21 protein-coding genes are annotated in these 23814 nt (G+C 50.2%); 18 read left to right on the top strand and 3 right to left on the bottom strand.

The annotated features are described in order from the left end of the window. Nucleotides 1-521 precede the first annotated feature (521 nt). On the bottom strand, nucleotides 522-1676 hold the full coding sequence (locus G5B47_RS19795) for a glycosyltransferase family 4 protein (protein ID WP_165101750.1): 1155 nt from the start codon (nucleotides 1674-1676) through the stop codon (nucleotides 522-524). Between the two features lie 120 nt (nucleotides 1677-1796). Between G5B47_RS19795 and G5B47_RS19790 the strand changes: the two genes are divergently transcribed. The 3 genes from G5B47_RS19790 (at nucleotide 1797) to G5B47_RS19780 (ending at nucleotide 4084) form a co-directional block, all read left to right on the top strand. Further along, nucleotides 1797-2534, top strand: a complete 738-nt coding sequence (locus tag G5B47_RS19790; protein WP_165101748.1) for an SDR family oxidoreductase — start codon at nucleotides 1797-1799, stop codon at nucleotides 2532-2534. Nucleotides 2535-2619: 85 nt separating this feature from the next. Continuing rightward, a complete protein-coding gene (locus G5B47_RS19785; RefSeq protein WP_165101746.1) occupies nucleotides 2620-3627 on the top strand; it encodes a zinc-binding dehydrogenase in 1008 nt (335 codons plus the stop codon). 49 nt (nucleotides 3628-3676) lie between these two features. After that, on the top strand, nucleotides 3677-4084 hold the full coding sequence (locus tag G5B47_RS19780) for a MerR family transcriptional regulator (protein WP_165101744.1): 408 nt from the start codon (nucleotides 3677-3679) through the stop codon (nucleotides 4082-4084). 15 nt (nucleotides 4085-4099) lie between these two features. Here the strand turns inward: G5B47_RS19780 and G5B47_RS19775 are convergent, their stop codons facing one another. Then, entirely contained in the window at nucleotides 4100-5311 is a 1212-nt protein-coding gene (locus G5B47_RS19775; RefSeq protein ID WP_328804592.1) for an ROK family transcriptional regulator, read from the bottom strand. Nucleotides 5312-5735: 424 nt separating this feature from the next. Between G5B47_RS19775 and G5B47_RS19770 the strand changes: the two genes are divergently transcribed. The 8 genes from G5B47_RS19770 to G5B47_RS19735 all read left to right on the top strand — a co-directional run bounded on the left by G5B47_RS19770 (nucleotide 5736) and on the right by G5B47_RS19735 (nucleotide 15322). Further along, entirely contained in the window at nucleotides 5736-7067 is a 1332-nt protein-coding gene (locus G5B47_RS19770; protein WP_165101742.1) for an extracellular solute-binding protein, read from the top strand. 11 nt (nucleotides 7068-7078) lie between these two features. Then, entirely contained in the window at nucleotides 7079-8068 is a 990-nt protein-coding gene (locus G5B47_RS19765; protein ID WP_165101740.1) for a carbohydrate ABC transporter permease, read from the top strand. 17 nt (nucleotides 8069-8085) lie between these two features. Next, nucleotides 8086-8925, top strand: a complete 840-nt coding sequence (locus tag G5B47_RS19760; RefSeq protein WP_165101738.1) for a carbohydrate ABC transporter permease — start codon at nucleotides 8086-8088, stop codon at nucleotides 8923-8925. Nucleotides 8926-8947: 22 nt separating this feature from the next. After that, nucleotides 8948-10153, top strand: coding sequence for a GNAT family N-acetyltransferase (locus tag G5B47_RS19755; protein ID WP_165101736.1), 1206 nt, complete (start codon nucleotides 8948-8950; stop codon nucleotides 10151-10153). 32 nt (nucleotides 10154-10185) lie between these two features. Then, nucleotides 10186-11175, top strand: a complete 990-nt coding sequence (locus G5B47_RS19750) for a Gfo/Idh/MocA family protein (protein ID WP_165101734.1) — start codon at nucleotides 10186-10188, stop codon at nucleotides 11173-11175. Nucleotides 11176-11232: 57 nt separating this feature from the next. Next, on the top strand, nucleotides 11233-12219 hold the full coding sequence (locus G5B47_RS19745) for a Gfo/Idh/MocA family protein (RefSeq protein WP_165101792.1): 987 nt from the start codon (nucleotides 11233-11235) through the stop codon (nucleotides 12217-12219). Nucleotides 12220-12529: 310 nt separating this feature from the next. Next, nucleotides 12530-13975: a flavin-containing monooxygenase gene (locus tag G5B47_RS19740; RefSeq protein WP_165101732.1), complete on the top strand. Its 1446-nt coding sequence runs from the start codon at nucleotides 12530-12532 to the stop codon at nucleotides 13973-13975. 381 nt (nucleotides 13976-14356) lie between these two features. Further along, nucleotides 14357-15322: a phosphotransferase family protein gene (locus tag G5B47_RS19735; protein WP_165101730.1), complete on the top strand. Its 966-nt coding sequence runs from the start codon at nucleotides 14357-14359 to the stop codon at nucleotides 15320-15322. A 270-nt stretch (nucleotides 15323-15592) separates the two neighbouring features. Here G5B47_RS19735 and G5B47_RS19730 read toward each other — a convergent pair whose 3' ends face one another. Further along, nucleotides 15593-16099: a MerR family transcriptional regulator gene (locus G5B47_RS19730; protein ID WP_165101728.1), complete on the bottom strand. Its 507-nt coding sequence runs from the start codon at nucleotides 16097-16099 to the stop codon at nucleotides 15593-15595. Nucleotides 16100-16278: 179 nt separating this feature from the next. Between G5B47_RS19730 and G5B47_RS19725 the strand changes: the two genes are divergently transcribed. The 7 genes from G5B47_RS19725 to G5B47_RS19695 all read left to right on the top strand — a co-directional run bounded on the left by G5B47_RS19725 (nucleotide 16279) and on the right by G5B47_RS19695 (nucleotide 23788). Continuing rightward, entirely contained in the window at nucleotides 16279-17136 is an 858-nt protein-coding gene (locus G5B47_RS19725; protein WP_165101726.1) for an SDR family NAD(P)-dependent oxidoreductase, read from the top strand. Nucleotides 17137-17420: 284 nt separating this feature from the next. Continuing rightward, nucleotides 17421-17795 carry a collagen-like protein gene (locus G5B47_RS19720; RefSeq protein WP_165101724.1) on the top strand — a complete coding sequence of 125 codons (375 nt, stop codon included), beginning with the start codon at nucleotides 17421-17423 and terminating at the stop codon, nucleotides 17793-17795. A 467-nt stretch (nucleotides 17796-18262) separates the two neighbouring features. Continuing rightward, nucleotides 18263-19249 carry a phosphotransferase gene (locus G5B47_RS19715; protein WP_165101722.1) on the top strand — a complete coding sequence of 329 codons (987 nt, stop codon included), beginning with the start codon at nucleotides 18263-18265 and terminating at the stop codon, nucleotides 19247-19249. 521 nt (nucleotides 19250-19770) lie between these two features. After that, nucleotides 19771-20526 (top strand): class I SAM-dependent methyltransferase, encoded by a 756-nt coding sequence (locus tag G5B47_RS19710; protein ID WP_165101720.1) that lies wholly within the window; start codon nucleotides 19771-19773, stop codon nucleotides 20524-20526. A gap of 286 nt (nucleotides 20527-20812) precedes the next feature. Further along, nucleotides 20813-21928, top strand: a complete 1116-nt coding sequence (locus G5B47_RS19705; RefSeq protein WP_165101718.1) for a DUF4037 domain-containing protein — start codon at nucleotides 20813-20815, stop codon at nucleotides 21926-21928. A 336-nt stretch (nucleotides 21929-22264) separates the two neighbouring features. Further along, nucleotides 22265-23059 (top strand): TIGR00266 family protein, encoded by a 795-nt coding sequence (locus tag G5B47_RS19700; RefSeq protein WP_025334313.1) that lies wholly within the window; start codon nucleotides 22265-22267, stop codon nucleotides 23057-23059. A gap of 267 nt (nucleotides 23060-23326) precedes the next feature. Next, nucleotides 23327-23788, top strand: coding sequence for a VOC family protein (locus G5B47_RS19695; protein WP_165101716.1), 462 nt, complete (start codon nucleotides 23327-23329; stop codon nucleotides 23786-23788). Nucleotides 23789-23814 lie beyond the last annotated feature (26 nt).

The raw sequence follows: 23814 nt of genomic DNA, 5'->3' as shown, positions 1-23814 counted from the left end.
AAAATGCAGGGAATTCTTCTCCTATCTTCCCGTTTGGTGGTGCGTAGGCTCAAAAAGATGCACGATCGCATCTTTTCCTTCTACCAACGCGAGACTCACCTGATAAACCTGCAGGTTTGCAGGAAAACGCCAGCTACTGTACACCGGACCGAGGTTGGACAGAATTATCCCCTGGTATTCAGCCGGTTTGCAGGAAAAAGGGAAATGTCACAACACCCCGGACCGAGGTTGGACAGAATTACCCCCCTAGTATTCAGTACGTTTGCGGGAACACGCAAGCCTCTATACCCCGGACTTAGGCTAACAGAACAATCCCGCGGTACCGTTTGTTCTGTGAATTCGTATCCCGGACGGCACTGTGCTGGCGGCATGAGGCGCTCCGGCTGGCCGCGAGTACACTTCGCCAGACTTACCGTGATCACGACGACCGACCATGGTATAGAAAAAAATTGCAAGACACCGGGATTCCGGTATGCTTTGCGATCTTTTCCCTGCGTGTTAAAACTAGCTGCCCGGCAGCGTCAACCGGTGATCCTTCGTCCGGGGTGAATTTCCGGATTCGCGGCGTACGTGTACTGCAGCAAGAGACGGTCGAACACGGCGTCCCAGCCTCGGGCTTTTGCCGTATCAAGCGCTTTTGCCCCCAGGATTTGCCGGTTATGCGGATTAAGCATGCTGAGGATTGCTTTGGTTAACTCGGGAGCGCTCCCGTACTTGCAGACCAGAGCATTGTGGTGATTCTCCGTAAAATCGGTCACTCCGCCGGAATCGGTGCAGATGACCGGAAGACCGCTCGCCATGGCCTCCAGCAGAACATTCCCGAACGTCTCGGTGCCGGAGGGGAAAACGAAGGCATCCGCGCTCGCATAAATAGCGGCGAGTTCATCGCCCCGGCGGCTCCCCGTAAAAATAGCGTTCGGTATCCTTTGAGCAACCAGCTCCGGCAAATAAGGTCCGTCACCCGTGAAGACCCATTTCACTTCCCTGCCGTAACGCCGATTCACGTGCATAATGCTGTCGGCCAGCGTCTGCAGACCCTTTTCCACCGCGATGCGGCCTACATAGAGAAATACGACCTCATTCGTAATCCCCATCTCCTCCCGAAGCTCAGGAGAGTAATTCCCGGGATGAAACCGCTCAAGATCGATTCCACGAGGCCACAGGTCCAGATTGGTGATGCCGTGGCGCGCCAAAACCTGCATCGTGCTCCGGGAAGGGGCAAGATTGACCTGCGCGAAGCTGTGGAACCGGCGCATGTATGCCCACAAGGCTTTGCTTAAATATTGCATATGGTAAAATTGGAGGTACTTGTCGAAGCTGGTATGATAGGACATGACGATCGGCAGATTCAGCGCTCTAGCAGCCCGAAGGCCGCTCCAGCCGACGCCGAGCTCGGTTACAATATGGACAACATCTGGCTTAAAGTCCGAGAGCTGCTCCAGAACTTTGGGATAAGGAGGGAAAGCGAGGCGGCAGTCCGGGTAGATATGAGGAGTAAATCCTTTGAACCGAACGACCGGAACCCCGCAGGCTTCAGGCTCGCCGGTCTCATAATCGGGTGCGAAGAATAGATGTTCAATGCCGCAGCGGGTCAGATATTGGCTCAAATACATCAACGTATTGGACACACCATTGATCTGCGGGTAAAACGTATCCGTGAAGAAGGCTATCCTCAAAATCATCAAATCCTTTACCGTTGAATAGAACCCTGTTATCACTATATGAGTCCTATGCAAATCCCAAACGGCGGAAAGGTAAAATTGCGATTAAATTTCATTTTAGGGTGGGCGGTCATAATGCTTTTTGATAAAAAAATAATCATTACAGGCGCGGCTACCGGAATCGGAAAAGCGGTCGTGAAACTAAGTTTGCGCGAAGGCGCTTCGGTAATCGCGTGCGATATGAACAGCCGGCTGCTTGAAGAACTGAAGAAGGAGGAAGCGGAGGCTTGCCATCAGCTTCACACCTATCAAGCGGATGTAAGTGAGTACGAGCAGGTTCGCGACTTTTTTGCCTATATTGAAACGGAACACCCGGATGCGAACGGCCTGGTTAATAATGCGGGCATCTACTTGGCCAAAAGCATACTTGATTATCAAGAGAACGAGATCGACAAAGTGATGGATATCAACATCAAGGGAGCCGTCTATTTCTCACAGCTGTTCGGAAGGCGGATGCTCCGCAATCGGCAGCAGGGAACCATCGTCAATATGTCTTCCGTCTCTGGCATGGAGGGGAGCTCGGATGCGGTATACGGACTGACCAAAGCCGCTTTGCTCGGGTTAACGAAGAGCTGTGCCATGAATTTTTCTCCGTACATACGTGTGAACGCCGTCGCACCAACCATGGTCGACACCTCGATGATGCAGACCATTCCCGATTGGAGAAAAAAGGAGTATCTCAGTCACCAGCTGATCCAGACCCCGGTCCTGCCGGAGGATGTGGCCGAAACGGTCGTTTTTTTATTATCGGAGAAATCCAGGCACTACACGGGTGCAACCTTCGATATTAATAACGGAGGCTATTTAAGATAATGCGCTTAGGGCCGCTTGACTTCGAGTAAACTCTAAGAAATATAATACGGGCATCCATTATTCACCTTTGAAGGGGAGATGTCCTGTGTTTAACTCAAGAGTCATTGTAACGGCGTACGGCGGGCCGGAAGTGCTGACATTGGTTCAGGAGCCGCTGCGGATGCCAGATCGGGACGAGGTTCGCGTTAAAGTTCAAAGCTCCGGCGTCGCGCTGGCGGATATCATGAGAAGGGAAGGCAAGTTTCCGAATCCGCCAATGCCGCCGTTTACACCGGGATACGATGCGGTTGGTGTGATCGACGAGCTCGGAGAGGATGTGAAGCAGTTTCGTAAAGGGGACAAAGTGGCGGTTTTCTATAACGGAACGGGGGGCTATGCGGCTTATGTATATGCGAAGTCCGATGAGCTGGTGGCCGTTCCCCCGCAGATGGATTCTTCGCTCGCTGTTGCCGCCGTCTTGAATTATGTGACCGCTTATCAGATGCTTCACCGGATTGCCAAAGTATCTGAGGGGGAGAGTATCCTGATCCACGGTGCAAGCGGCGGAACCGGCACAGCACTTTTGGAGCTGGGCAGATTGGCGAAGCTGAAGATGTATGGCACGGCTTCGCTTGCGAAGCACCACATCGTTTCCGGGTACGGCGCCATACCTATTGATTACAGGAATGAAGATTTCGTCGATGTTCTGAGGCTTCATGCTCCCGAAGGAATCAATGCCGTATTCGACCCGATCGGAGGCGAGAACTACGAGCGCTCGCTGCGGACTTTAAGCCGGAACGGGCGGTTCATCAGCTACGGCTATACTTCGGTGCTCCAGGAGCGGGACTCCGGAAATTGGGAGAAGGAGTGGAGCCGCCTGGCAAAGGCCCAAACGACGGAGCAGGGACACCCTATGCATCTTTACAGCATCACCCTTCTGAAAAAGGAGCAGCCGGACTGGTTCCGGGAAGACGCAAGCGCCGTTCTGTCTCTGCTGGAGGATGGCTTGATCCATCCGCTGGTATCGCACCGCATTCCGCTTCAGGAAGCGGCCAAGGCGCAGGAACTGCTTGAACGATCTTTGGCCGTCGGAAAAGTGGTGCTGGTCAACTGAAATATGTGGTGAAAGGCTGAATGAACAAAGGAAGGGAGGGCTTTAGCGCATGTACTCGATCAGTGAAGTATCCAAAATAACGGGGATCACGGCGTATACCCTCCGTTTCTATGAAAAGGTAGGCATACTGCCGAACCCCTCCCGTAAGGATGGAAAGGAAACCGGGCGCCGGCGGTATGACGAAGGGGATATCCGGTTTATCCGCTTCATCCATGGCTTAAAGCAGACGGGAATGAAGCTGGAGGATATCGCTTCTTTTGCCAAAGACGGCTGCTTGCTGGATCTTGACGGCAGGGAAATGCCAGACATCCTTGATTCTCTGCATTTGCGAATGGACATCCTGGATAAGCATATCGACTGGCTGGAGCGGCAGATGGAGCATTTGGAGCAGGTCAAGACCGTCGCCCTGGAGAAAAAAGCGTACTATTCGGCTATGCTGAATGACCGATCAAAATAAAATAGGTCCTCCCGATCAATTGGCAAGGGAGAAGTGGAATATATCCTCCAGAATTATCGAGGCGGCCGCCAACAGGTTCGCCTCTTCACCGAGCGTTGACGGGCAAATTTTAAGGTCCCGGAGTATGGGAAGCGCGTGGGATGACACGTATTTTTGGACGTTTTCCAGCAAGCGGGGGTTGCTTGAGCCGATCTGCCCGCCCAGGATCAGTATTTCCGGATTGAACAAATTGATGAGATTGACCAGGCCGTGACCGAGGTAGCCGGATATCTCATCGGTTAAATCGACAGCCAGCGGGTCCTGCATCTTGACGGCTTGATTGAACATCTCTGGCGTGACCCGGGCGATATCGCCCTCCGCCAAATCCATAATGGCCGTCTTTCTGCCGCGCGTCGCAGAGGCGATAATCCGGGAATACACCGCGGGCCAGCTGATATAGTTCTCCAGACATCCCGAGCTTCCGCATTCGCAGCGGATACCGTTCCGGTCAATGATGGTATGCCCGAGCTCCCCCGCACCGCCGTTGCCTCCTCTAAGCAGAATGTCGTGAAAAAAAATCCCCGCCCCCACACCCTCCGAGATCGAGACGTAGATCAAATTTTGGACCTTTCCGTAGGGTCCGAATTTTTTTTGGGCAAGCACGGTGGCGTTAAGGTCATTCTCAAGCCATGTTTTGATATTGAAACGGCTTTCAATAATAGCTTTCAGGTTGATTTGCTCCAGCTTGAGCTTGGAGTTAAAGTACACGATGCCTAAATCCTTGTCGATAACCCCCGGAATAATGATCGAGATACCCAGGCATTGCCCGGTATCAGGACAACCCTGCAAAAACCGCTCAATCTCCGATAGTACGGCAGCGACAAGCTCCTCCCCGTATAAGGCTTGAACCGGTCTCGATTGCTTGCGGCTGATCTTGGCTTCCAGGTCCATCCGGGCAATGTCAATGGAAGAATTGGATACGGAGACCCCGATCAGGTAAAGGCGGTCGGAAGCCAGCTTTAGCATGATCGGTTTTCTTCCGCCATTGGAAGCTCCCTCGCCCATTTCGCACACAAAACCGTCCCGGATCAGCTCCTGGATGGCGGAAGCCACCGTTGTGGCGCTGATGCCGTAGTGCTTCGCAATCTCGCTTCGGGAGATGGGCCCTTTTTCCCGGATCACATTTAAAATAATCGACCGGTTCAGCTCCTGAACCAGCTTCTGATCTCCAGTTCTGATCTTGTTCACTTCGCTCAACCTCGCTTTAAGACCAATATAAAATCCACATTAACACGTGCCGCTTTATTCATCCAATGAAAAAAGTAACGATGTTTAGCTTGGAGAACTTAATACACCTATTAGAGTAAGTGGAATTGAGATTTGAGAGGTGTATACAATAAATCCATAATAGTATGTGATAAAAATTAACGCAAGATATTGAAAATATTACTTTTCTGTGACTATAATAGCGTAAATGGTATGTAAACGAACACGAAAACAGCAAAATTCTTTCTTTTATTGAGAGATAAACTCACATCATTATGCATCCATTGGAGGAAGTTGACAGGAAGGGAGGGCTTCATTATATTTCGTGTACATTTTAACCCGGTTTAAATTTGCGGCGACGGCTGGCCTGCTGTAGTTCAAATCCTAATCTTACTGGGGGGTTCTCATGAAACGGAAATCATCAATTATGGTATTGCTGCTGATGGTACTCACGGTTGCGGCGCTGTCCGGCTGCGGTAACGGCTCAAATAAGGCGGAAGGAACCGGTCAGACGACCGGCACCAGCACAGCGACTGATGCGCCCGCCGGCGACAAGCCGTATGCGGGAGTTGTCCTCCGAACCATTTCCAATCCGTCCAATCAGGAATACTTCGCCAAGGTGAACAAAGAGTTTCAGGAAAAGACGGGGATTGAAGTACAGGTCGATACGGTCGGCAATGCCGATGTTACACCGAAATTGATGAACTCCTTTATGTCCGGCGGTTCCACGTACGATATTTTTGTGATGGATGTCATCGACTTGCCCCGGTTTGTAATGTCGGGATGGGTGGAGCCGGTCGATCAATGGATGACGGACGATATGAAGAATGAAATGCTGCCGTTTGCGAAACAGGCGCTGCAGTATCAGGGCAAGTATTACGGCCTCCCTTACGCCTCCGAATATAAGTCCTTTGTATATAACAAGACGATGCTGGAAAAAGCCGGGTTCTCCGCTCCGCCGAAAACATGGGACGACTTCATTAAGTACAGTCAGACTTTGCAGGAAAAAGGGATCGTCAAATACGGCTCGGCCTGGGCCTGGAGCCAGGCGGAAGGTCTTGTCTGCGATTTCATCGCGATTGCTTCCAGCATGGGGGGCAAGCTGTTTGACGAGAACGGCAATCCTGTCTTCAACAGCCCGGAGAACACCGCTGCGCTGCAAATGATGGTGGATATGATCTACAAATACAAAATCGTGGACCCCGCTTCGATTCAATATAATGAAACCAACGTGCTGGACGCCATGGCGGCGGGCGATATCGCTTTTGAACTCAACTGGGGGCTGCCGCTCACTCCGCTCAACGATTCCTCCAAGTCCAAAATCGTAGATCAGGCCGATGTCGCTCCGCTTCCATACACCGTATCCAGCGCGACGATTGCCGGACCGATGGCCTATGCGATCTCCTCGGGTTCGAAGAACAAGGAAGCCGCGTGGGAATATATCAAATTCCTGAACGACGTAGAGGGCAGCAAACGGCAGGCGCTTGAAATCGGCATGTTCCCGGGGTGGAAGAGCGTATATGAAGATCCGGAAGTAAAGGCGGGCGTGCCCGGACTGGACAAGATTCTGGAGCAGGCCGAGGTTGCCGTCAACCGTCCGCAAATTCCTTGGTACAATGAATGGTCTTCCAAATTCCAGGTTGAACTCCAGAACGCGTTGACTCAGAAGAAAACGCCGGCTCAGGCCCTCACAGATGCGTTCGCTGAAACGCAAAAAATCCAGGAGAGCAACAAGTAAGGAGTATGGCTATGGATAAGAGCGAACACCGTAACCCGGTCGTGATTCAGAAAGAAGGATTGTCCATGCGAGGTCAAGCGTTGTTTCGTCCGGCTGCCGCTTCCGTTTCGAATTCGAAGAAAATGATTTCCGAATCGAAGTTTGCATTCCTTTTACTGCTTCCCACTATCGTTATCCTGCTCGGTTTGCTGCTATATCCGTTTCTCTACTCCATCTACCTTTGTTTTGTCGATCTCAACCTGACGAAACCATGGGTCGGCCCGAAATTCGTCGGACTGGATAATTTCAGTGCGGTGCTTAAAGACGGGGAATTCTGGCTCAGCATGGAAACAACGCTTTATTTTGCAGTATTCAGTGTTGCGGCGAGTATGATTCTGGGGCTTGCCGCAGCCCTTCTTTTTAATATCAAATTCCGTATGAGGGGGCTCGGGCGATCGTTGTTGCTGATTCCGTGGGCCATGCCCGGGGTCGTCAACGCCATGATCTGGCAGACGATGCTGCATCCGAACTACGGTCTGCTGAACGGGGTACTGCTGAAGCTGGGCGTGATCGACAGTCCGGTCGGCTGGCTGTCCGACCCGAAGCTGGCGCTGGCCTCCATTATTATGGCGCAGGTATGGACATCGTTTCCTTTTGTCGCCTTGATGTATCTGGCCGCGCTGCAGTCGATTTCAGGCGAACTGATTGAAGCCGCCAAAATTGACGGAGCGGGGAGCGTGCGCATTTTTAAAGACATTGTCGTAAAATTGCTGGTGCCCGTTACCCTGGTTCTGCTCGTTCTGCGCACCATTGACTCCTTCCGGGTATTCGATCTGGTCTTTGCCATGACCAAGGGCGGTCCAGCCAATTCCACACAGCTGTCCGGCCTGTATCTGTACAAGCAGGGCTTCATGTTCAGCGATTTCGGGCTGGGTTCGGCCGGAAGCTATATCCTGACGGGATTTATCCTGGTGTTCGTGCTGCTGTACATGCGGATACTCCGGCAGAAGGACGGGGTTTGAGAAAGGAGGGGCGTCTTTTGAACAAGTCCATAAAAAAGATTCTGCTATTTTCGGGCGTCGTGCTGGTCATGATCTTTACTTTATCCCCTTTGATCTGGGCGTTTATCATCAGCCTTTCACCCGGGAAAGAACTGGGGTCGCTTGCCCGGCAATGGCTTCCGGACAGCTTCACCCTGATGAACTACAAGCAGGTGCTGAGCTTGTCCGACAATGCGGCATCGTTCAAGAACTCGCTGCTTAACAGCCTGATCGTGGCCAGTGTCACGACGCTGTTCTCGCTGATCTTCGGCTCTTTGGGAGCCTACGCCTTTGCCAGACTGCGTTTCCGGATGAAAGACCGCCTGGCGGTCATCTTTCTGATTACGCAAATGGTGCCCAGCATTGCCATTGCGCTGCCGATGTATTTGATTTTTAACCGGATCGGGCTGCTGGACACCAAATCGGCGCTTGTGCTGGCGAATCTGTCCTTCACTCTGCCTTTTATCATTTGGATGATGCGGGCATTCTTCGAATCCATTCCGAAAGAGCTGGAGGAATCGGCCTTTGTGGACGGACTTGGACGGTTCGGCGCTCTGCTGCGGATCATTCTGCCGATTTCGGCTCCGGGGCTATTTGCCATCGGTGTGTTTGCCTATTTGAATACGTGGAATGAATTTAATACGGCCCTTGTGCTGACAGGCTCCTCGCAATCGAAGACGATGCCGGTCGTCATCAACGAGTTCCTCGGACGTTTCTCCGTCGATTACGGTCTGATGGCAGCGTCGGGCATCATCGGCCTGCTTCCTCCGGTGCTGCTGACCCTGTTCTTCCAGCGCTATCTGGTGGACGGGATGACCGCAGGGGCCGTGAAGGGTTAACTAACGGAAAAGAGGTGCGCCATTGCCGAGATTGGAAGTCAGGCAGGTTCAAAACCGTGAAGAAATCGATAGGATCTTTGATATGCTGGGGAGCGTATTTCCTGAGGACCGTTCGTTCTTTCAGCAGAGGCTCGATTACGATGTCTCGTATGACCCCGAAACGACATGGATTGCCTTGGCGGACGGGGAATTGGCTGCTTCGGTGCAGCTATTTCCGTACCGGATTCATATCGGAGCAGCGGAGCTGCTTGTCGGAGGCATCGGAAGTGTGGCCGCGAACCCGGCTTACCGGGGACTGGGGGCCGTGCAGGCGATTTTGGCGGAAATGAGCTTGTGGATGCGCAGCCATGGCTTCGATCTTTCCCTTTTGTTTACCGGGATTCATCCATTCTACGAGAAGGCGGGCTGGGAGACGGTGGAAGCCCCTCTGTACGTGCTGAACGCCGAATCGGTATTGATGGAAGACAGCGCGGACTCTCCCTATACGATTTCGGAGTTTGAAGCCGGGGATTTGGACGAGGTCATGGAGATTTGCGAGCGGTACAACCGGAAGAACGCCAACACCCGGGTGCGGACGCGTGAATACTGGGAAGGCTTGCTGAAATGGACGGGTCGTGTCACGGACAATTTTTGGGTGGCCAGAAAAGGAAGCGAAATCGCCGCTTACGCCATCGGAGGGCAGGAAAAGGCCGGGAATCTGAGTCTGCTGGAATGCGCCTACCTTGATGGAGAGGGGGAAGCGATGAAGCCGCTGCTCTCAAGGATAGCCGGCGCGGAATCCGTCAAACGGCTGGAAGCTACCCTGCCGGAGGACGGCGTCCTGCCGGAAACGCTCAGGCAGCTTGGTTCCGTGGAGGTTGTAAATAACGACGAGACGATGTGGAAGGTGATCGGGTTACCCGCCATGCTGGCCAAGCTTGCGCCCGAACTGACGGACCGGATCGCCGGTCTGACCGGAGAGGAGCGGTCAGTCCTGCCTGAACGCCTGCTGCTTCGATGCGGGTCCGAGCGGGCCGAGCTCGTTCTGGAGTCGTCCTCGGTCACCGTCCAGGCTTCCCCCTGGGGGCTGGTCTATGACGAGGAAATCAAATGCACGGCCGCCGAATTTTGCGCCATGCTGACCCAGGGCATTCAGGCGGTGAAGCGTGAGGTGCTGCGCAGCAACAGGGCGCTTCAGGCGCTTTTTCCGGGGCAGCGTTATTCGATGTGGATCACAGAAAGGTACTAAGGCATCCCTTTTCAAAAGGAGACGATTCCAGAATGAAGAATGTGTTGTTGATTGGCGCCGGCACGATGGGGAGAACGCATGCGGAAGCCTATTCGGCCATGAAGGATGTATCTCTGGCCGGTATCGTCGATTCGGATGCGGCCGCGGCGGGCAAAGCAGCCGAGAGGTTCGGCACCCGGTCGTTCAGCAGCTATGAGGAAGCGATGATGGAGCTGGATACGGTCGATGTGGTTGATGTCTGTCTGCCGACGTATCTGCACCGGGAGTACGTGCTCAAGGCGGCGGATGACGGCAAGCACATTATCTGCGAAAAACCGCTGGCCGGCAGCTTGAAGGACGCGCGCGAAATGATCGACTACTGCCAGGACAAGAAGATCCGGCTGTTTGTAGGGCATGTGGTGAGGTTCTTCCCGGAATATGTCCAGGCCAGACAGGTGATGGAGCGGAAGGGGCTGGGCGATATCGCCATGGTAAGAGCAAGCCGGACATCCGGATTTCCGCGTGCCTGGCAGAACTGGTATGCGGATACGAGCAAGAGCGGCGGTCTGCTGCTGGACCTGTCCATCCATGATTTCGATTATTTGCGCTGGTGCTTCGGGGAAGTGGAGCGGGTATTCGCCAAAGCCTATGCTCCGGAATCTTCAGAGGGCGGCGGCTACGCACTGACAACGCTAACCTTCCGCAGCGGTGTCATCGCCCATGTCGAAGGCTCGTGGTCCCATCAGAAATTTACGACTTCCTTCGAAATCGCGGGAACCGACGGGATTATCGATTTCAACAGCGCGAGCGACAATCCGATCCTGTCCTTCCGGAAGGCGCCGGACCAGCCGCAGGAGGGCGCTGCCGTTCCGGAAAGCCCGCTGCTGGAAACGCCTTATTACCGGGAGCTGGCCCATTTTCTGTCTTGTATGGAGACGGGGGAAGAACCGATCGTTACCGCCGAGGACGCGTACCAGGCGCTGGCCATCTCGCTGGCCGCCATTGAATCGTCCCGCAGCGGCATGCCCGTGGCGATTGCTTAAGTGTCCGGGCGTCAGGACGCCTCATCTCAAAATCAACAGGTACAGGAGGGTCTCATGATTAAAATTGGCATAGCCAGTCTTGCTCATATGCATGCCATAGGCTATATGGATGCTCTATTGCAAATTGACGGCGCGGAGCTGGCCGGAATCTGGGACGAGGATGCGGAGAAGGGCCAGGAGATAGCCAGCCGTTATCAGACGGCGTACTATCCCGAGCTGAATCAACTGATCGGCAGCGGGATCGACGCGGTCATCGTCTGCTCCGAAAATGTGCGGCATATCGATTGTGTCATGGCGGCAGCCGGGGCGGGCAAGCATGTTCTATGCGAGAAGCCGCTGGCCACCCGGGTAGAGGATGCGCTGGCGATGATCGCGGCCTGCCGGGAGAACGGAGTGCTTCTCCAGACCGCTTTTCCCGTCCGGTTCCAAACGTCCATCAAACGGGGGAAGGAGCTTCTGGACAGCGGAGCGTACGGCAAAATTCTTGCCATGAAAGGGACGAACCGTGGGCGCATTCCCGGCGGCTGGTTTCTGGATAAGGAGCTGTCCGGCGGGGGAGCGGTGATGGACCATACCGTTCATGTCGTTGACGTCATGCGCTGGTATATGGGCGCGGAAGTGACGAATGTGTACGCCGAGGCCGCCAGCCGGTTCTCGGAAGGGAAGATCGACGACTGCGGCATCCTGACGATGGAGTTCGACAACGGGGTGTTCGCCAGCCTGGACTGCAGCTGGTCACGGAACAGGAACTTCCCGACCTGGGGGGACGTAACGCTGGATGTGATCTGCGAGTACGGTGTGCTGTCGATCAATGCCTTCAATCAGAAAATGAGCGTGTATCGCAATGACAACGGCGTGAGCTGGGACTACTGGGGAGACAATATGGATCTGGAGCTGATCCGCGATTTTGTCCGGTCGGTCCGCGTAGGGGCGAAGACCGCCTCGGTAACCGGGGAAGACGGGCTTCGGGCGCTTGAAGTCGCGCTGGCCGCTTACCGGTCGGCTGAGGACCATCGGCCCGCTCCAATCACCCTGGCCCGTTGAACGGGCAGGAGCATTCTATCTGGAAATCCCCCGGGATGGTTTGATCCCGGGGGATTATTGCTGAGCGGGCGAAGTCTCCGGCTTTTTGCTGAGGGGGAGTTCCCGCTCTTTTTGCTCGACATGTAATATTCTCTTCCATTCATCCGGCTTTGGGTACGGAATGTTAGTTATGATGCACAATTAATAGTAAGAAATTTAGGTATTATGACAATTAACATGCCATCGACATTTAAACGGCGTATCAGACAATATATAATTGGAGTAATAGCACATATGCTGATTTAAACGCCACTGAAAGGTATGAGGAAGCATGAGTCTGGAAGCTTTGAACGAACGAGTGAAAACCGATCTTTCCTACCTTGCCTTCGGAGGCGCGGATTGGGTGCAGCCGAAGGAGCACTCCGAAGGGCATGTCTATGACGTCGTCATTGTCGGAGGAGGCCAAAGCGGCCTGGCTGCGGCTTTCGGCTTGCTGCGTGAACGGGTATCGAATATTCTGGTTATTGATGAGAACCCCGAAGGACTGGAAGGACCGTGGGAAACCTATGCGCGAATGGTGACGCTGCGCACGCCCAAGCATTTAACTTCCGTCGACCTTGGCATCCCTTCCCTGACCTTCCGCTCCTGGTGGGAAGCCCAGTTCGGATCGGAGGGCTGGGAAGAGGTCGTAAAGATTCCGCGGGGTGACTGGATGAACTATCTGCGCTGGTATCGGCAGATTCTGGGTCTGCCGGTTATCAACGATGTGAAGCTGAAGCTGATCGAGCCTGCCGGTGGCGGAGTCCATCGCTTGCATATTGAAGGAGCGGGAGCGCCTTCGGCGCACCTGCTGGCGCGAAAGGTCGTACTGGCCACCGGCATTCAGGGAGGCGGCGAGTGGCATGTGCCTCCGATGATTGCCGATAAGCTGCCAGGACATCTGTACGCCCACACCTCGGAGATGATCGATTTCGAAAGCCTTAAAGGCAAGAAAGTCGGGATTCTCGGTGGCGGGGCTTCCGCCTTCGATAATGCCAATTTCGCCTTGTCGAGCGGCGTGGCCGAAGCCCATGTCTTTGTTCGCCGGGAGAAGCTGCCGACCGTCAATCCGATCCGCCAGATGGAATCTTCAGGGATGATTGAACGATACCATGTACTGTCGGATGCCGATAAATATGCGGTGATCTCCCATTTCTTCAAGTTCAATCAGCCGCCGACCAACGATACGTTCGAACGTGCGGCATCATGGCCCGGATTTCAGCTGCATCTCGGTTCCCCATGGCTTGATGTAGAGACGGACGGCGAGGGAGTCGCCGTGACCACACCTAAAGGCAAGTTTACCTTCGATTATCTCATTGTCAGCACCGGCCTGCTCAGCGATCCGAGCTTGCGTCCGGAGTTTCGGCTGATCGAAAGCCATATTGCCCGCTGGTCCGATGTGTACAAAGCTCCGGAGGAAGCGGCCAATCCGCTGCTTGACGCGCATCCTTACCTTAGCCCCGGCTTTGCGCTCACGAGCCGTGACGCAGCGGGAGAGCCGCTGCTCCATGGGCTCTTTATCTTCAACTATTCGGCTCTGGCCAGCTGCGGCCTGTCGGCTTCTGCGATTTCGGGGACGAAGAACGCGGTTCCCAAGCTGGTGACCGGAGTGGCGGATCAGCTGTTCCTTGATGACCGCGAAGAGATTTTGCAGTCTTTCCTGGACTATAACGAGGATGAATTCGTCGGCGTGTGGCCGATACAAACGGCGGATGACAAGCTTGAGCAAAAAATATAGATCGTATTCACCAAGGCGCCCGGGTATCCGGGCGTTTGTTGTTTTATGATAAGGTGAACCGTATCATAAGTAAGCATAAAGTCATCGTTAATTGAAGCGTCAAAGAACAATTCAATGTCCTTGACACTTCTCTGGTCGGGATTATCACCAGCGTTTACGGTGATCTTGTTTATTATGGAGTGAAGCAAGTCCTTCTGTTTTACTGGCTCAACCTTCGTTATGACGGTTGATAGCCACTTTCGGAAAAGGCGTAAGCACTTCTACCGACCGACTATAGGTTGATTGTTAGCGATACGATAACATGTTAATTCCAGTATATGGTACAATTTTGTTAAGGGTTCATAAGGCATCAATCTAGCAATAAAAGGAGGTTGCAGAGAGTTGAGTATAGATGAAAGACTGTTTGAATTTCAAACCTTAGCTTCTAATACATTAGAATCATTAGTTACAACATTTAATCCAAAAGCAATTATTAACAGCATTGCTCCGTTAACTAGGGGGATGAGTACAAGCAATTATGTTGTACAGCTAGAAGGCAATACGAAAAAGTATGTGTTAAGGATTTATCCACTTAACAATGACCACAGCCAACTTGAAATCGCAGCGTATATCTATGCGAGAACAATGATACGAGTCCCCGAAATTTATTTCTTTGACAATAGCAAGCAATTAATTCCTAACTCCTACATAATCATGGAATTTATTGAAGGTTTGACTCTTGGAGAATTTATTACCGAGAACAATGGATTTCCTAATAGTGTTGTTCGCAGTATTAGCGGTTCTCTGGCATTGTTACATCAAACTGAATACACGCATATGGCACTACTTGATGAAAATTTGCGTATTAAAGAAAATTTTGAACCTATAACGAGCCAGTATCATACTCTTTTTAATGGATTAGCTGGTATACATATTAAACCTTCAACAAAAGAGAAATTCCTCCATTTTATTAACTGCAATGCAGAGTTATTAAAACAAGTTGCTTCAAAACATGTTTTTTCTCATGGCGATTTCATTTTTTCTAATATCATTGTTACCCCTTCATTGCAAACCTGTTTTATAGATTATGAGTATTGTTTTTCTGCACCTGTGTTTTATGATATAGGTAAATTTTTTAGGACAAGAACTAATGTCGAAAGATATATCGGTACAGAAACCATCTCCGCTTTTTTTGAAGGCTATAACAGTAAGGCAAAAGAGCCTCTACCTAAAGAATGGTATATCTATTCAAAGATTGCTGATGTAGCGACCATGCTCCATCTAATAAATAAACCTAACATTCCCGAAGGGTGGGGTCTTGCTATTGACACCGAAATTGAAAAAACATTGGACTTACTTGCATACTAGCTTCTTGCATTGAGGTAAAGAAAACGTTAGAAAACCACTCCATTCTTTAGGAGTGGTTTTGACTTTATATGCTAATGTATATTTTGTGGTCAAACTTTACTTTATGTTTAGATATATTACGGTGAACCGTACCACAAATAGTGGTAAAGCAGAAAATCGAACTGAACGTTAATACTGCAATGCTGTGCACTCATTAAGGTGCTTAGAGCATAGATATTTCTTAAAGGCCGCCAAAGTCTCCTGCACTTTCTCTCTTATGATGTTTCGAGCTTATTTTACGGAAGCCGGTGACTTTCCCGTTTTGGCTGATACAGAAAAATAACTCATCTCAACAGGTGAGACGGGCTTTGATTTCGGTTCCCCTCTCAGTTTCTCCGACACGCCGTCCTGGCTTTCATCTGAGCAGTCCCGGCGGTATCTTCCCTCCTCCAGCTTCATGTCGATAAAATCGACGACCTGCTGCAGCGAGGCGATTTGGCTGACGATATTTTCCCGGTGGCTCCTTATGTGCTCCACCAGCTCGGGATATTCCGCGGGATCGGTGTCGGCGGAGACCGCCAAAAACGGCCGCATTTTCTCCAGCGGCATCCCCGTTTTTTTCAGGCAGGATATCAGCCGGATCGTATTGATGTCCTCCTGCCGGTAGATGCGGTGCCCGTTGTCCTTCCGGTCCGCCCGGGGTAGCAGCGCGATCTTTTCGTAATAACGGATCGTATCCTCGGAAATTCCGGTTTGCTCGGCGGTTTGCTTCATTGTAAAGGTTTGCTCTGCCATCATCCTGTTCCCTCCCGGAGATTGCTTTTTTTGTGCATTATACATCTTGGTGCTGGCTCCAAGTCAAGTCTCTTATCCTTAGGACAAAAACTTTGCTTACGTGCCTTGACTTGGAGTCGACTCCAAGTTATAGAATGTGCGCTATCAGGGGGAAATATCCCGACATCAGGAGGAGACGTACAATGAACACGAACCAACGTGAAAATATCGCACTGATTACAGGCGCAAGCAACGGGATCGGGTTGGAATTAACACGGAAGTTGCTGTCGGAGGAATGGCAGGTGGTTGCTTTGAACCGTTCCGACTTTCCTGCGGATGATATGAGAATCCAAAAAGCTATCAATAGTGGATGGCTTCGCATTTATAAAATAGCGGATCTCGCCGATTATGCCAGCTTGAGACGTACTTTGGAAGAGATCAAAGGAAAGGAGCGGCGGATCGACATCTTGTTCAACAATGCCGGCGGGAGCTTTCCCGAGCTAAGTTATTCGAAACAAAGGCGTGAGAAACATTATGAACTGATGACGATCGTTCCGTATATCATTCTGATGGAATTGAAGGAACTCTTAAAAAACGGCGGCTTAAAAACGGTGGTCAATACCTCATCTTCAGCACTAAACTATGTGAAAGAGTTTAATATCGAAACCCTGGAACGCCCCAAAACCTTCCGCAAACTGCTCGGTCCTTATGCCACTTCAAAGCTGGCGCTTTCGCTGTGGACTCAGGCTATCGCATCGCAGCTTGCCAAGGAAGGCATTAAGATCCGCAGCGTTGACCCGGGTGGCAATAATACGCTAAGAAAAGGAAAAAAATCCGGACTGCCCATAGTGGTTAATTTGCTAATGAAGCTGTTTTTCTCTCCGCCTACCCACGGCGCGAACCAGTTGTATGAGGGGGCCCTCGGGGAACACCGTAATGAGACCGGCGTGTTTTTGCTGAAAGGTCATGTTGCAGATTTAAAATTTAAAGATCAAGCGCGGAACGTTTTGGAAAGAATTCATGCGATTTACAAACACGAATTTCTTGGTGAGCGCACCTGAGGACATGCTCCTTCTTTCATCCGCGAATCTCAAAATATCTACGGAAGACGATTCCTTTATGGAATTTGCTTTATAAGTGAATGAAGTAAGTTGAACCGAATCATAAGTAGGGGCAAGTTTTCTGATAATGCCTATGTTAGATCTTGTTGTTGATAAAAAGGCGGCTTAATTTCACTACCGTTCAGCTTCGGCTGGGCGGGGATTTTTTATTGGCATTCGCCCAGGCGCCCTTTCCGCGAATGCATATGATGATTATGCCTACTCATTGAAAGGAGCGATCACATATGGGATTTTTTCCAGCGCCGGGAACCGGCGGCGGACCTGGCGTGCCGGGAGGACCAGGAGGACCGGGGTTTCCAGGTGGATTTCCCGGGACTCCGGGACTTCCAGGAGGTGCACCGGGAGGCGTTCAAGCGCCGACGGCTCCTCCACCGCAATTCGTACCGCAAATGCCGGCCACCACATTTGCCATCGACCCCGGCGCGATCAGACGCTGCCTGTTCCGCAACACATACATTTGGCTGAACAACGGCGAGCAATTTTGGTTCTTCCCGGTATTCGTCGGGCGTAATTCTATTGCAGGGTTCAGATGGTTCGGTTTCTTCTGGGCGTACTTCGGTATTGATTTGAATCGGATTAGCTCGTTCACCTGCTTCTAAGGCAGACAGTGAAAGAGAACAGCCTGCGGGCTGTTCTTTTTGTTGGTGCGACTTTTCGTGTTTTCCGCTATCATTCAAGAGTCAACGGTTCGGGCTTGCAGTGGATAGTGAGGATCCAGTAGATCTTTTTATTCTATTAAATCAAGAAAGGACTACCCCTCAAAGGATGGCTTAAAACTTGCCGTTACAGACAGCGCGGAGAGCCATATCATAAGCAACGGTTAGTTGTTATAAATGCTTACGAGGAGTCGAAAGCTTTATCAATTGCAGTTTTAAATAGAGTGTATGGAAGGCTTCGAGCTCAACAAAAAAAGCCCCAGGAATCAAATTCCTTGGGCTTTTCATATGGACATTTTTGCAAAGACCTTATTCAACATCATAACAAATCGCCAAGAAACAGTCTATACTTTTTTTTCCAAATCACCTATATTGATCATGCAATAATTCAAGTAGGAGGAGAGCGGAATATGGACGGATGGAGTCATTTATTACAGGGAAAACTCGGGGTTTGGGTAGAAAGAATTTTTGGAAGGGGTTATCACCCGGAAGAGGCTGTGCAACTGCGCGGCGGAGCGCAGAAAGTCGTTTATTCGGTTGATTGTTCGAATGGTTTTCGCTTTATTCTGTATGTTTGGGATGTACGATTGAACTACTTTCGCGAAGAACTGGAGCAGGAGGAACAACCTGGACCCATTTCCGGTTTCGGAGGACGACAATTTCAAACAGCTAATGCCTTTCTGAGGAAGCTTCAAATTCGTACACCGGAGCTCTATCACTTTGAACCGGGAAGCCTCAAGGGTGAGGTTGATTTCGCATTTGTTGAGTACATCGAAGGGAAGGAAGCCTCTGATTTCTTTCAAGCCGATCCCGGGACTCAAAATCAAGTATTCGAACCTCTTTCCGGAATGCTGAACCGAATGCATCAACAAACTAGAGAACACTGGGGGAAGTTGCATGAACCGATATCGGAAGCGCCTTCCGGGTGCCATTTACCTATATTGGCAGGAGCTTGCCGGCAGCTGGAATATTTGTCTGCTAATGTTTCGGAATTTCGGAAGCATCATGACAAGTTTATTCAAGTAATAGAAGCATTGGCTGCAAAAATCGGTGCAAGATCATGTTACAGCTTTATCCATGCTGAGCTGGGACCGAACCATGTACTCGTGGACAATCAGTTGCGTCCGTGGCTGATCGATATCGAAGGGGCCATGTTTTTCGATCCTGAATACGAACACAGCTTCATGGAGTTCCGGTTCGACAACTACAGGCGTTACTTGAAGCATACTCAGCTGGACCCCCATAGGATGGCTTTCTATAAGTTGTATCATCATATTTCCTACAGTGCTGGTCCCCACCGGTTGCTTCAAAGAGGTTATCCAGACTCAGAATTAGTTAAACAAATCATGGCGTTTAATACGCAGAGTGCCTTTCGGATTCTTGCAGATTTTTTATAGGAGAAACAAGGCCATTGGTGAAGCCCAACTTGTCGCTTATCTTGAAAAGAGAGGACCATTCATCCGGAAGACCTCTCAAAAACTTGCCGTTACAGACAGCACGGTGAACCGTACCACAAGTAACGGCAATTTTTTTAGGGGGAATCCTGCAGCTGGCATGGAAACGAGCTTTGCCGGGCATGGGTTTGGGATGGGCCAGACTCGGCGGAAAAGTCGGCGCTAATGGGCTTCTGCGCTGTTTTTTTGGGTCACAGAACGATGAGGTATCTGGAGGGGGACTTTTGCTTGCGGAAAGCAAAAGTCCCCTCAGCCGTTTTGGCAGAAGGGGCCAGTTCGCAGGTTTGGAGCTGCCGGATCAGGCGGTCTTCGGCCTCGACCAGCCGCTCGTATACTCTTGTTGGTTTTCGTTCACATCCAGTATGAAACAACAGGTAAACTTTTTTCGTCTTATAAGTATTGGCTCATAGGTAACATCGTTGTCTAATGAAAATCCTATTAATAACAAATGGAGGAGTATGGTGATGGACATAAAGCTATCATTTTCAAACAGAGTTAAAGATTATGTGAAATATCGTCCGACATATCCTAGTGATGCAATAGATTATTTATATGATATTGTCAAACTTGATGAGAATTCGACCGTAGCTGATATTGGGGCAGGAACAGGAAAATTATCTAAATTACTAGTTGAAAGAGGTACTAATGTTATTGCAGTCGAACCAGATCAGGAAATGCGAAAAGCTTGTGAACAAATACTTGGACATGAATCCAACTTTCGTGCTGTGGCAGGTTCAGCAGAATCAACATGTTTACGTGACAATTCCGTAGACTTTATTGTTTGTGCTCAAGCGTTCCACTGGTTCGATCGTACTGTTACAAAAATGGAATTTAAACGAATTCTAAAAGAACGTGGTAAGGTTATTTTAATTTGGAATACACGTCAAACAAAAGGAATTGCTTTTTTAGAAGGGATAGAACATTTATTGCTTAACTATGGTATTGATTACTCCGAAGTGAATCACAAAAACATTTCGGAAGATGAGCTGCAATTATTCTTTAAAGAAAATTCGATGGAGAAGTCCGTTTTTAAAATACAACAATTATTTGATTTTGAGGGTCTACGTGGAAGAGTAATGTCTTCCTCCTATACTCCTATGCCTGAACACCCTAACTACGGACCTATGATGGACGAATTAAAAAACTTATTTAATCGATATGAGAAAAACGGTAAAGTACCTTATACATATGAAACAGAGTTATATTGGGGCGAGATTTAATATCACTTAGGGAGCGTGAGTTGCAAGTTTTTTGTGAAGCTTATTATATCGAAATACCCATCAACGCGTCTGATTGTAGGCGCTTTTTTATGTTTAAATGAAAAAAGCCCAGAAAATTTCCCGGCTTCTCAAGTAAATATGGGACTTCGATATTTCACCAAGACTTCAATCTAAATGATAACAGAACCCAAAAGAATAGTCTAGTTATTTCTAGGTCAAATGTTAACATTAGGGTGCCGGTAAAAATAATGTGGGTGCGCACAGCTACATGGGATGGAGTTAGCCAATGAAGGGTTTAGGCTTAAGTGAGGAGTTTTATTGGGAGATCGTAAGGCCAATAATAGCCTGTCGTTTCCCGCAACTGTTGGAAAAACATGCTGCTGGATTAATTGGTTATGGCTCAGATGTCTTAGGTTATGATGATGATTTATCAAGAGATCATGAGTGGGGAGCGAGATGCTACATTTGGTTGCTTGACTCGGACTATGATGAGTACGCTACATCCCTTAATCAAGCATTTGACGAAGAAGTTCCAATTTTATTCAAGGGATATCCCTCTCGTTTTTCCGTAGATGAATTTAATGAGGTGCTTGTACCGTATAATGGAAAAAGCAATATACATCATATTGCAATTACTAGTGTTTCTCGGCATATGCGAATCCAATTGGGATTGCATACTTCTCAGCTCTCCATTTACGATTGGTTAGTGATTCCTGAGCAAAAATTGATAGAGTGGACAAGAGGAAAGATTTTTACGGATCCTGTAGGCGAAATAACTGAAGCACGAATGACTCTTTCTTATCTACCGGAAGATGTATGGCGGTATAAATTGAAATATGCATGGAGCGCATTTCGTTCTCTCTATGTGGCAGGGCTTACGGATATTAGAGGGGAATCATTATCAGCCAGGTTATTCTTAAACAGAATGGTAGAGAAAGCAATTCAATTGGTCTTTCTCTATAACAAAAGATATCGACCTGGTACTTACAAATGGATTTCCAAGGAACTGGCACAGATCAGTCCTTTAGCCATTGAGTTGATTGAGCATCTTGAAGGCATTTTGATGGAACCTTGTGTTACAAAAGCGGTTGAACAAATGGAGGGCGTATTAGCGATACTAGTAAAACAACATAACGATATGAAGTTGACGGAATATATCGAACTTGAACCTCCTCTTTTCTACGCAAGAGGTTTACAATCCTATTCTTATATTAATTTAGAGGATGCGTTATTTTCTTCGTTACCTAAAGAACTTCAACATCTTGAAATACCAGGGTCTTTAGATCAATTTGTTACAAGTGAACATATATTGGTATGGGCGGATCATTATTCAAAATTCAAGCCAATATACAGTACAAAGTCCGACATAGAAAGAATTGGAATAGGGGATATGATTGTTTAGTGGTACTGTATCATAAATAGGGGAAAGTATACGATTCATAATTTATGCAGACTCTGGCCCCGATGTGGACCTGGGTCTGCATTTTTTATGGCTATACGGTTTGGCGATGTAAAGATCAGGATGTTCTTAACGCGACAACATCCTGCTGATGGACATTACAAGGGCTTGGACAGGCTCCCCATCCGTTGAAGCAGTTAAGAGGAATCGGGATGCGCCGATTCGCATAAGGTTAATTTCGGGTTCCGGTGAAACCGCTCCGGCTTGCCGGACGTATTAACGCTCAAACGGCCGAAAGAGGAAGAGGCCTTGAACTAACTTTGAGGAGGAATTGGAATTATGGCAGCTCATGAAATCGATTATGTCATTATGGGTGAAGAAATGCAGTGCGTGGAGGTTCAGCTTGATCCCGGCGAGAGCGTCATTGCGGAAGCGGGCAGCTTCATGATGATGGACCCGGAAATCCGCATGGAGACGATCTTCGGAGACGGCAGCGGTTCGAATCAAGGCGGTGGACTGATGGGCAAGCTGATGGGCGCAGGCAAAAGAGTGCTGACCGGCGAAAGCCTGTTCATGACCGTGTTCACGCACGCCGGAGGCTACGGGCGGAAATCCGTCACATTCGCCGCGCCGTATCCGGGAAAAATTATCCCTCTCGACCTTCTGCAATATAACGGAAAAATCATCTGTCAAAAGGACGCCTTTCTCTGCGCCGCGAAGGGCGTATCCGTCGGGATTGAATTTCAGCGCCGGCTTGGAGCCGGATTCTTCGGCGGTGAAGGATTCATTATGCAGAAGCTGGAAGGCGACGGCCTGGCCTTCGTCCATTCCGGCGGCTACGTCATGGAGAGAACGCTCCAGCCTGGAGAAGTGATCCGGCTGGACACGGGTTGTCTTGTTGCCATGACCTCGTCGGTGGACTATGATATCGAGATGGTCAAGGGCATTAAGACGGCCTTGTTCGGCGGCGAAGGCCTGTTCTTCGCTACGCTGCGCGGACCGGGCAAGATTTGGGTTCAGTCGCTGCCGTTCAACCGGATGGCCGACCGTATTCTGTCCGCAGCCCGCGGCACGGGACGCAAGGAAGAGGGCAGCATCCTCGGCGGACTGGGTAATCTGCTGGACGGCAGATAATCCTTCGTCCGCCGGGGCAGCTGCAGATTCAACTTCCGTAGCGGCCGGTTAAATTACACGGGAAACAGACCGCCTCCTTGAGTGGGAGGCGGTCTGTTTTTTATCAAACAGTGACTGATGTTCAGCGGCCGGGAGCATTGCGCATGAGGGCTGGGGGGTTCTGTATGTGGTCGGATTCAAGCGCAAGAACTCCTGACGATCCGGCTGCCTGCCGTTGTACTTGGTCTCTTTCACTCTATATAATTAGTGGAAAAGGAGCTGAATGCGATGTCCAAGATTGCCCCTTTTCTATGGTTTGACGGCAAAGCCGAGGAAGCGATGAATTTTTATACCTCCATCTTTAAGAATTCCTCAATCAAGGAGATCCGGCGAAGCCGGGAAGAAGGACCTTGGCCGGAGGGGACGGTAATATCCGGTACGTTCCAGCTTGACGGGCAAGCGTTTATGGCTCTTAACGGCGGTCCGCAGTTTGCTTTTTCCCCGGCGGTATCGTTCTTCGTCAACTGTGAGACGCAGGAGGAGATCGACGAGCTGTGGGAACGGCTGTCCGAAGGCGGAGAGAAGCAAAGATGCGGCTGGCTGAAGGACAAGTTCGGTTTATCCTGGCAAATCGTGCCCGCTGTTCTGGGAGAGCTCCTGCAGGATAAGGACGCTGAAAAAGCGGGAAGAGTGATGAACGCAATGCTTCATATGGACAAGCTGGATATTGAAACGCTAAAGAGGTTATAGGACGGAGCGTTTCTTGCCCGTTTCCG

Origin of the sequence: Paenibacillus apii, assembly GCF_011043685.1 — a bacterium.
GTDB lineage: Bacteria > Bacillota > Bacilli > Paenibacillales > Paenibacillaceae > Paenibacillus_AQ > Paenibacillus_AQ sabinae.
Note: the sequence above shows the minus strand (reverse complement) of the source record. Positions and strands in the feature narration are given on the sequence as shown.

Excerpts from the sequence above, each read along its gene's own strand:
- G5B47_RS19750 (WP_165101734.1), top strand. The coding sequence starts at position 10,186 with ATGAAGAATGTGTTGTTGATTGGCGCCGGCACGATGGGGAGAACGCAT.
- G5B47_RS19710 (WP_165101720.1), top strand. The coding sequence starts at position 19,771 with ATGGACATAAAGCTATCATTTTCAAACAGAGTTAAAGATTATGTGAAA.
- G5B47_RS19705 (WP_165101718.1), top strand. The coding sequence starts at position 20,813 with ATGAAGGGTTTAGGCTTAAGTGAGGAGTTTTATTGGGAGATCGTAAGG.
- G5B47_RS19720 (WP_165101724.1), top strand. The coding sequence starts at position 17,421 with ATGGGATTTTTTCCAGCGCCGGGAACCGGCGGCGGACCTGGCGTGCCG.
- G5B47_RS19765 (WP_165101740.1), top strand. The coding sequence starts at position 7,079 with ATGGATAAGAGCGAACACCGTAACCCGGTCGTGATTCAGAAAGAAGGA.
- G5B47_RS19740 (WP_165101732.1), top strand. The coding sequence starts at position 12,530 with ATGAGTCTGGAAGCTTTGAACGAACGAGTGAAAACCGATCTTTCCTAC.
- G5B47_RS19780 (WP_165101744.1), top strand. The coding sequence starts at position 3,677 with ATGTACTCGATCAGTGAAGTATCCAAAATAACGGGGATCACGGCGTAT.
- G5B47_RS19695 (WP_165101716.1), top strand. The coding sequence starts at position 23,327 with ATGTCCAAGATTGCCCCTTTTCTATGGTTTGACGGCAAAGCCGAGGAA.
- G5B47_RS19790 (WP_165101748.1), top strand. The coding sequence starts at position 1,797 with ATGCTTTTTGATAAAAAAATAATCATTACAGGCGCGGCTACCGGAATC.
- G5B47_RS19770 (WP_165101742.1), top strand. The coding sequence starts at position 5,736 with ATGAAACGGAAATCATCAATTATGGTATTGCTGCTGATGGTACTCACG.
- G5B47_RS19730 (WP_165101728.1), bottom strand. The coding sequence starts at position 16,099 with ATGATGGCAGAGCAAACCTTTACAATGAAGCAAACCGCCGAGCAAACC.
- G5B47_RS19715 (WP_165101722.1), top strand. The coding sequence starts at position 18,263 with ATGGACGGATGGAGTCATTTATTACAGGGAAAACTCGGGGTTTGGGTA.
- G5B47_RS19700 (WP_025334313.1), top strand. The coding sequence starts at position 22,265 with ATGGCAGCTCATGAAATCGATTATGTCATTATGGGTGAAGAAATGCAG.
- G5B47_RS19725 (WP_165101726.1), top strand. The coding sequence starts at position 16,279 with ATGAACACGAACCAACGTGAAAATATCGCACTGATTACAGGCGCAAGC.